Annotated in this window: 11 protein-coding genes; 7 read left to right on the plus strand and 4 right to left on the minus strand. The window is 63.6% G+C overall.

Annotated features, from left to right (window positions below; translation table 11 throughout):
* Window positions 1–20 precede the first annotated feature (20 nt).
* The 3 genes from USDA257_RS29025 to USDA257_RS29035 form a co-directional block, all read right to left on the minus strand.
* A complete protein-coding gene (locus USDA257_RS29025) occupies window positions 21–2,777 on the minus strand; it encodes a response regulator (protein WP_014766556.1) in 2,757 nt (918 codons plus the stop codon).
* Window positions 2,774–3,532, minus strand: coding sequence for a Tll0287-like domain-containing protein (locus USDA257_RS29030; protein ID WP_014766557.1), 759 nt, complete (start codon window positions 3,530–3,532; stop codon window positions 2,774–2,776). The genes USDA257_RS29025 and USDA257_RS29030 overlap by 4 nt, the downstream gene beginning before the upstream one ends.
* 238 nt (window positions 3,533–3,770) lie before the next feature.
* Window positions 3,771–4,283 carry a DUF4304 domain-containing protein gene (locus USDA257_RS29035; RefSeq protein WP_041414812.1) on the minus strand — a complete coding sequence of 171 codons (513 nt, stop codon included), beginning with the start codon at window positions 4,281–4,283 and terminating at the stop codon, window positions 3,771–3,773.
* 457 nt (window positions 4,284–4,740) lie between these two features.
* On the opposite strand from USDA257_RS29035, the gene USDA257_RS29040 reads away from it, so the two are divergent.
* From USDA257_RS29040 to deoA, 7 genes are all read left to right on the plus strand, one after another.
* A complete protein-coding gene (locus USDA257_RS29040) occupies window positions 4,741–7,005 on the plus strand; it encodes a heavy metal translocating P-type ATPase (RefSeq protein ID WP_014766559.1) in 2,265 nt (754 codons plus the stop codon).
* Between the two features lie 224 nt (window positions 7,006–7,229).
* The gene (locus tag USDA257_RS29045) at window positions 7,230–8,765 is read left to right on the plus strand and encodes an ABC transporter ATP-binding protein (RefSeq protein WP_014766560.1); all 1,536 of its coding nucleotides are present in this window, start codon (window positions 7,230–7,232) and stop codon (window positions 8,763–8,765) included.
* Window positions 8,762–9,895 (plus strand): ABC transporter permease, encoded by a 1,134-nt coding sequence (locus USDA257_RS29050; RefSeq protein WP_014766561.1) that lies wholly within the window; start codon window positions 8,762–8,764, stop codon window positions 9,893–9,895. The genes USDA257_RS29045 and USDA257_RS29050 overlap by 4 nt, the downstream gene beginning before the upstream one ends.
* 4 nt (window positions 9,896–9,899) lie before the next feature.
* Complete coding sequence (locus tag USDA257_RS29055) at window positions 9,900–10,871, plus strand: ABC transporter permease (protein WP_014766562.1); 972 nt, start codon at window positions 9,900–9,902, stop codon at window positions 10,869–10,871.
* A gap of 124 nt (window positions 10,872–10,995) precedes the next feature.
* The gene (locus USDA257_RS29060) at window positions 10,996–11,391 is read left to right on the plus strand and encodes a cytidine deaminase (protein WP_332908270.1); all 396 of its coding nucleotides are present in this window, start codon (window positions 10,996–10,998) and stop codon (window positions 11,389–11,391) included.
* Window positions 11,388–12,185 carry a purine-nucleoside phosphorylase gene (locus tag USDA257_RS29065; protein WP_014766564.1) on the plus strand — a complete coding sequence of 266 codons (798 nt, stop codon included), beginning with the start codon at window positions 11,388–11,390 and terminating at the stop codon, window positions 12,183–12,185. The genes USDA257_RS29060 and USDA257_RS29065 overlap by 4 nt, the downstream gene beginning before the upstream one ends.
* A gap of 1 nt (window position 12,186) precedes the next feature.
* On the plus strand, window positions 12,187–13,503 hold the full coding sequence (gene deoA / locus USDA257_RS29070; RefSeq protein ID WP_014766565.1) for a thymidine phosphorylase: 1,317 nt from the start codon (window positions 12,187–12,189) through the stop codon (window positions 13,501–13,503).
* Here deoA and USDA257_RS29075 read toward each other — a convergent pair.
* The gene (locus tag USDA257_RS29075; protein ID WP_014766566.1) at window positions 13,496–14,020 is read right to left on the minus strand and encodes a retropepsin-like aspartic protease family protein; all 525 of its coding nucleotides are present in this window, start codon (window positions 14,018–14,020) and stop codon (window positions 13,496–13,498) included. The genes deoA and USDA257_RS29075 overlap by 8 nt on opposite strands.
* Window positions 14,021–14,129: the final 109 nt, after the last annotated feature.

The raw sequence follows: 14,129 nt of genomic DNA on the forward strand, positions 1-14,129 counted from the left end.
TTGCACGGGCGTTGTAGGCTTCAGCCGCTGCCGCCGGCCTGGGCGGCCGTTTCACGCGATGCGATCTGGCGCTCGAGCGCCTCGACCAGTTGCGACCTGCTGTTTGCACCTTTGTTCACGACGGCGACCGCCCGTTCGCGCAGCCACCGCAACTCGTTTGCCGAGAGGTCCTTCGACGTGACCACGACGACCGGAATGTTCTGCAGCTCCGGGATCCTCTGCATCTCGCTGAGCGTCTGGAATCCATCCATTTCCGGCATCAGCAGGTCGAGCAGGACCAGGCGCGGCAGAAGCCGTTTCATCACTTCGAGACCGCGGATGCCATCGCCTGCCTCGTGAACCTTCCAATCCCTCTTCACCAGAATGCGCCGCAGGAAGTCGCGGGAAGCCTGATCGTCGTCGATGACCAGCACGTCGCGGTTTCCGCCCCCGCAAGCCTCGATTGTCCGGATCAGCTTGTCGGTGTCGATCGGTTTGGTCAGGTATTCGACCGCGCCGAGCGAGAGGCCGAGCTCGCGATCCGCCAGGATTGTCGCCAGGATCACGGGGATGGTGCAGAGTTCAGGGTCGCTCTTCAACGTGCGCAGCACCGACCAGCCGTCCTGGCGCGGCATGATGATGTCGAGAATGATGGCGTCGGGTCGATACTCCCGGGCGACCGCTATTCCTTCCGCTCCGCTTGCTGCCTGCATCGAGGCAAGACCTGCTTCCGCGAGCGCTTTTGCGATCAGGTTGCGGGCCGCCGGGTCGTCGTCGATGATCAGGGCCGTGCGGCCCGGCTGGATGATCTGCGATGGCTCGGCCGGCCGTGGCTCTTCGGTCTCCCACTTGCACAGTGCCGGCACTTCCATGGTGAAGACCGAGCCCTTTCCGACCTCGCTTTCGACATTGACGATGCCGCCGATCATACGGCTGAAACTGCGGGTGATGCTCAAGCCCAAGCCGGTGCCGCCGTAGTTGCGGGTGGTGGAAGCATCGGCCTGCGTGAAGGCGTTGAAAAGCCGGTCCTGCTGTTCCGACGTCATGCCGATGCCGGTATCCGATACCTTGAAGACGAGCCAATCGCCGTCCGCTCGCCCCTCCCGCCGAGCTGAAAGCGTCACCCGGCCGTCATTGGTGAACTTCGCCGCATTGCTCAAGAGGTTGAAGAGATTCTGGCGCAGCTTCGTCTGGTCGGAGTGCATTTCTCCAAGATCGCCGTCGAGATCCTGCACGAACTCGTTGCGGTTCTTCGCCATCAGCGGTGCGACAGTGGCTTTCACGTCGCTCAGCAGCGCGGCGACATCGAAGGTTTCGAGGAAGACCTCCATCTTGTTCGCCTCGATCTTCGACAGGTCGAGGATGTCGTTGATGAGCGACAGAAGATGCCGGCCGGCCGAGGCAATTTTCTCGAGGTCCGGGACCAGCTCGTCTTCGTTGTGATCACGTGCCTCTTCTATCAGCATCTCGCTGTATCCGATGATCGCATTCAGCGGCGTGCGCAATTCGTGACTCATCGAGGCGAGGAAGCGGCTCTTGGCCTCGCTTGCCGCCTCGGCATTGCTCTTGGCCCGCTCGAGCTCGACCTGTCTCTGCTTGAGTTCGGTGATGTCCGTATAGACGGCGACCGTCCCGCCGTCGGGGATTTTGCGTTTGGTGATGCGCACCCATTTGTCGCCGAACCGCCTCTCGTCGGCGAGACCGGCCGGATCGCGGTGGAGGCGCAGGCGTTCCTCGATCCACTCTTGCGGCGCCTTGCCTTCGAGGTCCACCTGCCCTCTTGCGACGTTCTGTTGCAGGATCTCGCGGAAGCTCTTACCGCGAAGCTCGTTCGGTTTGTGGCTTGGGAAAATCTCGCAATATTTGCTGTTGGCGACGAGGATCTTGTCATCCGGATCATAGAGGACAAATCCGTCGGAGATCGCCTCGAGTGCCGCGGCGATCGTCCGCCTTTGCCGCTCTGCCTCGTCTTCGAGCTTTTTCTTTTCGATGGCGTTTTGCTGGAAGAGCGAAAGCGTTTTCGCCATGGCTCCGAATTCGTCGCCGCCCTCCTGAGGGATCTCCACATCGTAGCGGCCTTCCGTCAGGTCACCGATCACCCGATTGAGGCGCCGGAGCGGACCGACGATCGAGCGCAGCACGAGGAGCGTCAGAAGCGAGCCGATCAGGACGACGCCGCCGACCAGGATGGCCGCGGTGGTGGCCGTCTTCTGCGTCTGCGCCACGACCTCGTTGCGGGCGGCCTCGGCATCGGCCTTGACCTGCTCGACCAGCCTGTTGAGATTCGCATCGACATGACCGCTGTGGGTACGTGCCTCCGCCAACAAGGTGTTGCCGAGAATGCGGTTGTCCTGGGTGTAGCTTTCCGTTGCCTGCAGCGCCGTCTCTACATAGGCGTCGATTTCCGTGCGGATTTCTCTGACGGCGTCGGGAGAGTGCTTGGCAAGGCGCTCCAGCTGCACCTGCAGGCGTTCGCGGGCCTGCTCCGCGTTGCGCTGCGAATTCATCAGCAGGCTGACGGAGAGATCGGTCAGCCAGTATCTGAGATCGCCGAAGGCGACATGCGCCGCCGCCGCCGATGCGGCGCGGTCGAACAATTCCTGGGTGTCGGCCATGCGCTCGGCGCTGCGGTGGAGTGCCTGGGTGAGAAAGACCGATGAGAGGACAAGGCTGATCAGGCCGGCGGCGGTCAGTGTTGCGACGCGGGCCGAGATCGGCAGGTTGGCAAGCCGGCCGGCAAACCTCTTGGCCGGCGCCGGGACAACGACCGGCCGCACCTGCTCTCCCAGCGCGCTCATTGGAACAAGACGATGCTGATCGCACCGCCGAGGTCACCCGCTTTACCGCCCTCTTTCGGATAGCCGGTGACGTCGATTTCGCCCTTCGGCACGCCATGACAGGTAAGACAGGATTCGGTGTAATATTCCGGCAGCAGCATGCGAAAGGCAGGGCGGCCGTTCACCGTCGTCAATTCCGTATAGCTGTCCCCCTTGGGTCTCTGCGGATCCGGAAAGACCTCCTCGATGACCTTCGCCTCCCAAGCGTCGGGAAGCGACTTGCGGTTACGCACCAGGACCTCCGGCGCAGTGACGCGGACCAGCGCCTCGTTTCCCACCTTGGCGGCGAATTTCTCGTTCATCAGGCGCGCAAAGACGGCCGGAACGAAACCCTTAAAGGCGATCCCGGGCCGGTTTATGTCGTCCTGATGCTCGTCGATCACCTCGCGCATGGCATCGACCTGTGCCTGGAGCAACTTGCGATCGCGCTCCGCCAGATCGCTGGAGATCAATTGACCGCCGGTGCGCTTGCCATAGAGGGCGATCGCCTCGGCTGTGAAACGTTCGCCGTCGAGATGCTTGTCTGCGACGGCCGGATCATTGATGAGCGACTGATAATTCGAAAGGACGTTGCGGGCTGCCCTGAGCAATTCGGCGAGCCGCGTCCCGGTCGCTACATCGGCCGCCTCTTCGGCCGCCACCGGAGACGAGAGAAGCATGCAGCCGGAGAAAACAGCGAAAATGCAGTTTCGTGCGAAGATTGCGAGAGCTTCCATATTGCTTTCCCTCCGCAAGGAAGCACAAGGCGGAAACATAGCACAGGAAGCATATCGGAAGGAGTCATCTCTGGAACATGAACGGCCCAGGCTTATATCGCGAGAGCACCATTTTTGCTGAGCCAACGGCGGGAAGCTGGAAAGAGGTAGTAGCCCTGCCCGTCGTGCGTAGTGTTGCGACTCGGTCGTCAGCCACCGGTCGCGGCCGCAGCTCGGACGGCACCGCCCGTTGCTTGGGCTACCGACCAGACGCCCTCTTTGACGGTAAAAGACGAATGATCCGCCGCCTGAGACCGTCGAATGCCTTCCAGACCCCCGCATGTGCTGGCATCACCGGCGTTGCCTGTGGCAACAGCCATGGAAACTTGCCTGACGTTTGAGAGAGGTAGGGCAGCGCGTAAGCTTCTATGTCTGCACGGGCTTCCGCGACCGCGAGCTGGACGCTCGCCGCGTCCTTCGGCTGATAGCGATACCAATGATCCTGCCGCTCCGGGCGCAGAAAGCCGATGCGCTGGCGAGCCCTGCAGTCATGTTCCGCAACTCTGGCATTTGTCGGCCGGGTGCCGGGGGTCACGCCGATATTGACCGTGAAGCGGGAATCGAGCTCTGTATTGTTCATCGACCGCTGTACGGAAATGACCTGCACGACGCCGTCCGTACGCCGATTCCAAGTCTGGCCATGTCTCAGAAAGCCGACTGATCGGAGGTACGGTGCCAGCTCCTGGCCAATCACTCGTTCGAAAGCGCTCATCGGTGCAAATCGTGTTGGTTCGTGGCAGTTCCCCGGCAGCCGGGCAGTCGGTACTCTTCCTGACCGGCACGACGGAGTCAGGATGGTCCCATGCGGGATGCCCTGACCGGTACCGGTCAGGGCGATTCTTGATCTCGAGGCCTGAAAAAAAGCCATGGCACGGCAATGCGGCCGCAAACGTTACGAGTGTGATCACCGAGCGTCAGAGGTTGTACCATAGCGAAGATGAACATACCTAGTTGCATTGCTTTTGCAACTAGAAATTAGGGGTTCTGGAAGTTTGCGCGGAAACGCTGGTCTTCGTGTCGACCGACTCCACCGCTCGAACAGCAGAAGCTCTCAGCGCCATAGCTGTGGCGCGCTCGCAGACCCGCCAGTTACGCCCCACTATGGCATTCTCGCTTGTAACTCTAGTCGCTAGAGGTTGTAGCCTGCTCTGAAGCTAAAGGAGCAACGCGTGACAGGTCCGGTTCGGGAAAGCAGATATCGCGTCGAAGGCATGGATTGCGCGTCCTGCGCCGCGAAGATCGACACCGCCGTCAGGCGGGTCGCTGGTGTCGAGGAGGTCAGTGTCTCGGTGACTGCGGCCACGATGACGGTCCGGCATGCCGACCACGACAATATCGGCCCGGCAATCGTGCGCAAGTTGGTCGGGCTTGGTTACGGGCTCATGCCACTGGCCGGCGAAGTGTCACAAGGAGCATCGCCTCCTGGCGAGCATGCTTGCTGCGCGCATGCGCATGCCCATGATGTGGCGGGTGATGATCGCGGCCATGGGCACTCACATGATGTTCGGCCCGCACACTCGGACCATCCCTCGCAAGTAGGCGCGGCGGCGAACCATGTGCGCCGAGCGGAGTCATGGTGGAGAACGAGAAAGGGCAGGCTGACGGTTGCCTGCGGCGTCGCGCTCGCCGGGGCCTACGGCGTCGGAAAGCTCTTTCCTGTGACCGAGCCGTGGATATTCACCCTTGCCATGCTTGTCGGCCTGCTGCCGATCGCCAGACGAGCGGTTATGGCCGCTCTCGCCGGGACGCCGTTCTCCATCGAGATGCTGATGACCATCGCGGCGGTTGGCGCCGTCTTCATCGGTGCCGGCGAAGAGGCGGCGATGGTCGTGTTTCTCTTCCTGATCGGCGAACTCCTCGAAGGGATCGCTGCCGGCAAGGCGCGGGCGAGCATTGAAGCGCTGACGGCGCTTGTGCCGAAAACGGCGCTCATGGAGGCGGAGGGCCGCATGATCGAGGTTTCGGCGGAGAGCCTGCCGGTGGGCGCCATCATTCTTGTCCGCCCCGGCGACCGGTTCGCCGCCGACGGCGTGGTCCTGACCGGCGAGAGCGGCGTCGACGAAGCGCCGGTGACCGGCGAGAGCGCGTCTGTCCTGAAGGGGCCCGGCGACGCCGTCTTTGCCGGTACGGTCAATGGCGATGGCGCCTTGCGGCTGCGCGTCACCGCCGCTGCCGCCGACAACACCATCGCCGGCGTCATCAGACTCGTCGAGGAGGCGCAGGAGATGAAAGCGCCGACGGAACGGTTTATCGACCGCTTCTCCCGCACCTATACGCCGGCCGTGGCCCTGATCGCCGCCCTGGTTGCGATCGTCCCGCCGCTCTTCTTCGGCGGCCTCTGGCAGGAGTGGCTCTACAAGGGCCTCGCCCTCCTGCTGATCGGTTGCCCCTGCGCGCTCGTGATATCCACACCGGCGGCGATCGCCGCGAGCCTCTCGGCCGGCGCGCGCCACGGTCTGCTCATCAAGGGCGGCGCCGTGCTCGAGAACATCGGCAAGGTCACCGCCGTCGCCTTCGACAAGACCGGCACGCTCACCGAAGGTAGGCCCTTGGTGACGGATATCCTTGGGTTCGACCGAGCCGAAGTGGACGTCCTCAGCCATGCGGCCGCCCTCGAACAGGGCTCCAGCCACCCGCTGGCGCAGGCGATCCTGTCGCGTGCCGAGGCCGATGGAGCCGCATTGCCGACCGCAACCGACGTCAAGGCCCTCGGCGGCAAGGGTGTCAACGGCTGGGTGGCAGGCTCGGACCTCTTCCTCGGCTCGCCGCAGGAGGCTGACCGCCGCGCGCCATTGACGGCGGAGCAAAAGGCGCAGGTGACCGCCCTGCACGGCCAGGGCAAGACCGTTTCGGTGCTGATCGCCGACGGGCGCGCGGCCGGGGCGCTCGCCATGCGCGACGAGCCGCGCACCGATGCGGCGACGGGCGTGAAGGCGCTTGCGGAGCGCGGCCTTCGCGTGATCATGCTCACGGGTGACAACCGGCGCACGGCGGAGGCGATCGCCGGCCGGCTCGGGATCGAGGCGCGCGCCGAACTCCTCCCGGAAGACAAGCAGCGCATCATCTGCGAATTGAAGAGCGATGGCTACGTGGTCGCCAAAGTCGGCGACGGCATCAACGACGCGCCGGCTCTGGCAGCTGCGGATGTCGGCATTGCGGTCGGCGGCGGCACCGACGTGGCGCTCGAGACGGCCGATGCCGCCAGCCTCCATGGGCGCGTCACGGATATTGCCGCGATGGTGAGGCTGTCGCGGCAGACGATGCGCAATATCTACCAGAACATCGCGATAGCGCTCGGCCTCAAGGGCGTCTTTCTCGTAACGACCGTTGCCGGCGTGACCGGCCTCTGGCCGGCGATCCTGGCCGATACCGGCGCCACCGTCCTGGTGACGATCAATGCGCTGAGACTGTTGCGAACGCCGGTCGAACCCTGAGGAATTTTGCCTTTCGCTGGCAAGAGCCTAGGACCCCTGACCCCTCATATGCCTGTGCATATTCATGCTGGACTCTCATCGGCGATCCGATGAGAGTATAAGGAAATCGCGATTTGAGGCTTTCGTGCCGGAAAATCGATGATAAACTTATACCAAATGGTAAAAAATTGCCGGCACGGTCTTGGGGCAGGCCGAAGCGGGCAAAAAGGGGATCGCAGGCCAATATGGATAATATTGCCATCGAATTGCGCGGCATCGACAAGAGCTTCGGTCTGGTCCACGCCAACAAGGACATCAATCTCAAGGTTCGCAAAGGCACGATCCACGGCATCATCGGCGAAAACGGCGCCGGCAAATCGACGCTGATGTCGATCCTCTACGGCTTCTACCAAGCCGATAGCGGTGAGATCTTCGTCGACGGCAAGCCGGTCTCCATCCGCGACCCGAACACGGCGATCTCCGTCGGCATCGGCATGGTGCACCAGCATTTCATGCTGGTCGAGAATTTCACCGTGCTCGAAAACGTCATGCTCGGCGCCGAAGACAGCCAGATCCTCAACAAGGGCATCGCCAAGGCGCGCCGGGAACTGAAACGGCTCGAGAAGGAATATGCGCTCGAGGTCAATCCGGATGCGCTGATCGAGGAGCTGCCGGTTGGCCTCCAGCAGCGGGTGGAAATCCTCAAGGCCCTCTATCGCCGGGCCGATATCCTCATTCTCGACGAACCGACAGGCGTGTTGACGCCGGCCGAGGCCGACCATCTCTTCCGAATTCTCGGTCAGCTCAAGGCGCAGGGAAAGACGATCATCCTGATCACCCACAAGCTGCGCGAGATCATGGCGATCACCGACGAGGTCTCGGTGATGCGCCGCGGCGAGATGGTCGCGACCCGCATGACGCGCGAGACCTCGGTCGAGGAACTTGCCGAACTCATGGTCGGCCGCCGCGTGCTGCTGCGCGTCGAGAAGGGGGAGGCGAGCCCCGGCGACGTCAAGCTCGCGGTGCAAGATCTGACGGTCAAGGACAGCCGCGGCGTGACCATGGTCGACGACGTCTCCTTCGAGGTGCGGGCCGGCGAGATCGTCGGCATTGCCGGTGTCGCCGGCAACGGCCAGTCGGAGCTACTCGAGGCGATCGCCGGCATCCGCAAGGCAGCCTCCGGAACGGTGCTGCTGAACGGCAGGTCCGTCGACGTGACAGGCCATAGGGATCCTGCCGACCTCAGGAACCGCGGGCTCGCGCACGTCCCGGAAGACAGGCATCACGTCGGGCTCGTTCTCAAATTCGAGGAGAGCGAGAACGCCATTCTCGGTTACCACAACGACCCGCGTTACCTGAAGGGCGCCTTCCTCGACATCGACGCGATCCGCAAGGATGCCGAGGAGAAGATCGCCAAATACGACATTCGCCCGCCGAATGCGCGGCTGAAGACCGCCAATTTCTCCGGCGGCAACCAGCAGAAGATCGTCCTGGCCCGCGAGATGGAGCGAGGACCCGACGTGCTGATCATCGGTCAGCCGACGCGCGGCGTCGATGTCGGCGCGATCGAGTTCATCCACAAGCGGATCATCGAGATGCGCGACCAGGGCAAGGCCGTGCTGCTCGTCTCCGTCGAGCTCGACGAGATACGCTCCCTTTCCGATCGGATCCTCGTGATGTTTGCCGGCCGCGTCGTCGGCGAGCGCAGCCCGGAGGCGACCGAGGGCGAGCTCGGCCTCCTGATGGCCGGCGTCGAAGGCCGCATGGAGGCAGCTGAATGAGCACACCTTACGCCAAGCTCCCGGGCTGGGTCGAATATGGCCTGATCCCGCTGATCAACCTTGCCGTCGCTTTCGTCGTCGCCGGTCTTGTCGTGCTGCTCGTCGGCGAAAATCCGTTCGAGGCCGCATACCACCTGATCAACGGCGCCTTCGGCCGCGGCGAGTATATCGGCTTCACGCTCTACTACGCGACGACCTTCATCTTTACGGGGCTTGCCGTCGCCGTTGCCTTCCATGCCGGGCTCTTCAACATCGGCGGCGAGGGCCAGGCCTATGTCGGCGGTATTGGCGTGGCGCTTGCCTGCCTGTGGCTCGATAAGGTGATGCCCTGGTATGTGGTCTTTCCGCTCGCCATCCTCGGCTCGGTCTTCTTTGGCGCGATCTGGGCGTTCCTGCCCGGCTGGCTGCAGGCCAAGCGCGGCAGCCACATCGTCATCACCACCATCATGTTCAACTTCATCGCCTCGAGCCTGATGGTCTATCTGTTGACGCGCGTCCTGAAGCCGCTCGGGTCGATGGCGCCGCAGACGCGAACCTTTGCCGAGGGCGGGCAATTGCCGAAGCTCGACTGGCTGCTGTCGATCTTCGGCCTCAATGTCGGAACCGCGCCCTTCAACATCTCCTTCCTGCTGGCGCTCGCCGCCGCCTTCGGCGTCTGGGTGCTGATCTGGCGCACCAAGCTCGGCTACGAAATGCGCACCATGGGTCACAGCCCGTCGGCGGCGCGCTACGCCGGCATTCGCGAAAGCCGCATCACCGTCATCACCATGATGATCTCCGGCGGCCTTGCCGGCATGATGGCGCTGAACCCGATCATGGGCGAGCAGTTCCGCATGCAGCTCGATTTCGTGCAGGGTGCCGGCTTCGTCGGCATCGCCGTGGCGCTGATGGGTCGTTCGCATCCGGGCGGCATCATCCCCGCGGCGATCCTCTTCGGCGTCCTCTACCAGGGCGGCGCCGAGATCGCCTTCGAGATGCCATCGATCTCGCGCGACATGATTGTCATCATCCAGGGCCTCGTCATTCTCTTCGCCGGCGCACTTGAAAACATGTTCCGCCCGGCGATCACCCGCGCCTTCGCGATGCGCGGCCAGCGTGCGGCCGCCGTCGTCCAAACCAAGGGTGCCTGAAGCCATGGATTTCTTCCACGTCCTCGTCGTGCTCCTCGAATCGACGATCCGCGTCTCCGTGCCGCTGGTCTTTGCCGCGCTCGCCGGTCTCTTCACCGAGCGGGCCGGCGTCTTCGACATTGGGCTTGAAGGCAAGATGCTCGGCGCCGCCTTTGCGGCCGGTGCCGTCGCCGCCGTCACCCAGTCGGTCTGGATGGGGCTTCTCGCGGCGATCCTCATCTCGGTGGTGCTGTCGCTGGTGCACGGCTATGCCTCGATCACTCAGCGCGGCAACCAGATCGTCTCGGGCGTGGCAATCAACTTTATCGTCGCCGGTTCGACGGTGATCCTCGGCGAGGCCTGGTTCCGCCAGGGCGGCCGCACGCCGGCGCTCGCCGAGGGCGCCAGGTTCCAGACGATCAACCTTCCTGGCGCGGACGCGATCCGCGACGTGCCGATCCTCGGGCCGATCTATGCGGATCTGCTCTCCGGTCATTTCCTGCTTACCTATCTCGCCTTCATCATGGTGCCGGCAAGCTGGTGGATCCTCTACCGCACCCGCTTCGGGCTCCGGCTAAGGGCCGTCGGCGAGAATCCCGGCGCGGTCGACACCGCCGGCATTTCGGTGATCTGGCTCAGATACCGCGCGGTCATCTGCTGCGGCATTCTCTGCGGCTTTGCCGGCGCCTATCTGTCGCTGGCGATGACCGCCGGCTTCGTCAAGGGCATGACGGCGGGCAAGGGCTATATCGCGCTCGCGGCGCTGATCTTCGCCAAATGGCGGCCGAAGAACGTCATGCTCGCCTGCCTGCTCTTCGGCTTCCTCGATGCGCTCGCCATCCGCCTGCAGGGCACGCCTTTGCCGCTTGTCGGCCAGGTCCCGGTACAATTGATGCAGGCGCTGCCCTATATCCTGACCGTCATCCTGCTGGCCGGCTTCATCGGCAAGGCGATACCGCCCAAGGCCGGCGGCGTGCCCTATGTGAAGGAGCGCTAATGCATGTCGCCCAAAAGTGCGCAGCGGTTTTGGGACAACGACATGCATGAAACAAAGATGCATGTCGCCCAAAAGTGCGCAGCGGTTTTGGGATAACGACATGCACAACAACAAGGACAGACCCATGTCGGAGAACGAACTTTTCGTTGCGGCGCGTGAGGCCATGGCAAAGGCGCATGCTCCCTATTCCAAGTTTCCGGTGGGGGCCGCCATTCGCGCCGAGGACGGCCAGATCTATACCGGCGCGAATATCGAGAACCTGTCGTTCCCGGAAGGCTGGTGCGCCGAGACGACGGCGATCAGCCACATGGTGATGGCCGGCCAGCGCAAGATCATGGAGGTCGCCGTCATCGCCGAGAAGCTCGCGCTTTGCCCACCCTGCGGCGGCTGCCGGCAGCGGCTGGCGGAATTTTCCGGCGCCAGCACGCGCATCTATCTCTGCGACGAGACGGGCATCAAGAAGAGCCTGGCGCTCTCCGACCTGCTGCCGCACAGCTTCGAAACCGAGATCCTCGGATGACCGCCGCGGCCGAATTCCTGCGTGAGCGATTGGGCGGGCTGTCGCCGCGCTACGGCATCGTCCTCGGTTCGGGTCTCGGCTCGCTTGTCGAGGCGGTGACGGAGGCGGTCCGCATTGCCTATGCGGACATACCTGGCTTCCCGGTCAGCAGCGTTTCCGGCCATGCGGGTGAGCTCGTCGTCGGTCGCCTCGGCGATGTCCCCGTCGTTATCCTTTCCGGCCGGGCTCATTACTATGAGAGCGGCGATGCCAATGCGATGCGCGGTCCGATCGAAACACTGAAGCGGTTCGGCGTCGAAAACCTGATCCTCACCAATTCGGCCGGATCACTGCGCGAAGACATGCCGCCCGGCTCGGTGATGCGCATTGCCGATCACATCGCCTTTTCCGGCGCCAATCCGCTGATCGGCGTCGAGAGCGACGAGCGTTTCGTCGGCATGACCAATGCCTATGACGCGGCACTTGCTGTTGGGATGGAGGAGGCCGCCGAACGACTCAACATTCCGCTGGCGCGCGGCGTCTATATGTGGTTCTCCGGCCCGAGCTTCGAAACGCCGGCGGAAATCCGCATGGCCCGCATTCTGGGCGCGGATGCGGTCGGCATGTCCACCGTGCCCGAGGTGATCCTGGCCCGGTTCTTCGGTCTGAGGGTCGTGGCCGCATCGGTCATCACCAATTTCGGGGCCGGCATGACCCGGACGGAGCTCAGCCATCACGAGACGAAGGAGATGGCACCCTTCGGCGGCAAGCGGCTGGCAGCGATCCTCCAAGAGATGATTGCGAGCGAAGCCTGATATGCCCATGCTTCCCCAGGAGGTGATCCGGAAGAAGAGGGATGGCGCCCAGCTGGAACGAGCGGAGATAGGCGACTTCATCACGGGCGTCGCGGACGGCTCGATCTCCGAGGGTCAGGTCGCCGCCTTCGCCATGGCCGTCTGGTTTTCCGGCATGAACCGCCACGAATGCGTGGCGCTGACGCTGGCGATGCGCGATTCCGGCGAAACACTCGATTGGAGCGCGCTCGGGCGGCCGGTCGTCGACAAGCATTCGACCGGTGGGGTTGGCGACAACGTCTCATTAATGCTGGCGCCGATCGTTGCCGCCTGCGGCCCCATTGTTCCGATGATCTCCGGCCGCGGCCTCGGCCACACCGGCGGCACGCTCGACAAGCTCGAATCCATTCCGGGCTATGATATCCAGCCATCTCCGGCGCTGTTTCATAGGGTGGTCGACGAAGTCGGCTGCGCCATCATCGGCCAGACCGCCAATCTGGCGCCGGCCGACAAGCGGCTCTATGCGATCCGCGATGTGACGGCGACGGTCGATTCGGTGCCGTTGATCACCGCCTCGATCCTTTCGAAGAAGCTCGCCGCCGGCCTCCAGTCGCTGGTGCTGGACGTGAAGCTCGGCAACGGTTCCTTACTGACTGATCCCGGCGAAACCGAAATTTTGGCGCAATCGCTCGTCGATGTCGCCAATGGGGCGGGTGTGCGGACTTCGGCGCTGATCACCGACATGAACGAGCCGCTAGCGGATGCCTCCGGCAATGCGCTCGAGATCGAGAACTGTCTCGCTTTTCTGCGCGGCGAGAAGGCGGGGACGCGGCTTGATCGTGTGGTGATGGCCTTCGCGGCCGAAATGCTCGTCGCCGCGGGCGTGGCGACGGACGAGATGGAGGCCGAGGCGCTGGCGCGGAACGCTCTTGCAAGCGGGGCTGCGATGGAACGCTTCGGCCGCATGGTGCATCTGCTTGGTGGCCCGGCGGACTTCGTCGACCGGTCGGATACCTATCTCAAGAAGGCGCCGGTCGCAGTCGCCGTGCCCGCTCATCGCGATGGCTATCTGGCCGCCTGCGAGACCCGCGAACTGGGCATGGCGGTCATTGCGCTCGGCGGCGGGCGTACCCACCCGGACGAGAGTATCGACCACCGGGTCGGCCTTTCCCATTTGAGGCCACTCGGAACGAAGCTCGATAAGGGCGAACCGATCGCCTTCGTTCATGCGGCCGACCGGCAACAGGCCGAAGCAGTGAGAGACAGGGTTGCGAAGCTCTATGTGATCGCCGACGAACGGCCAGCATCGCGCCCCGTGGTCCTGTCGAAAATTACCTGACGAGATGGAGTGCGCCGTCCTCGACGCGGTAGGACGAGAGCCGGCTGAGGAAGGACATGCCGACGAGCATGCCTGAAAGTGCCTTGTCCGGAAGGACCATGGCCTCGACGTTCCGAAGCGATATGCCGCCGATTTCGACGCGGTCGAGGCTGACATGGGCGGCCTCGACGATTCCGTTGGCGGTCTGCGCCCGCGCGTCGAAAGAGAGATTGCCGACGGCGATGCCGAACCGCCGGGCTGCAGAGGCATTGATGGCGATCGTGCTTGCACCGGTGTCGACCAGCCCCGCTTCCGACCGCCCGTTGATCCGGAACGTGCCGACGAAATGGCCGGAGCGATCCGCTTCGAGCACGACGGCCTTGTCGCCCGCATACCGGGCGGTCGCCGGCGTGGCGCTCGCGGAGGCTTGCGGCGGCGATCTAGACTCCCCGCGATCGAGATAATTTGATACGAGGTCCGGCACGACGAGGGCAATGGCGGCAAGTCCGCCTGCAAAGGCAATGAGGCGTGTCAGCATTCCTGGCTCCGGGGATCAGCGGGCGCGTTTGGCCTATCTTGAGCGGAGCATTGCTAACACAGCGCAAAAAGGCCGCCGGAAAACCGGCGGCGCCTCACTTGCTTGGTCG

It is taken from the genome of Sinorhizobium fredii USDA 257 (assembly GCF_000265205.3).
GTDB lineage: Bacteria > Pseudomonadota > Alphaproteobacteria > Rhizobiales > Rhizobiaceae > Sinorhizobium > Sinorhizobium fredii_B.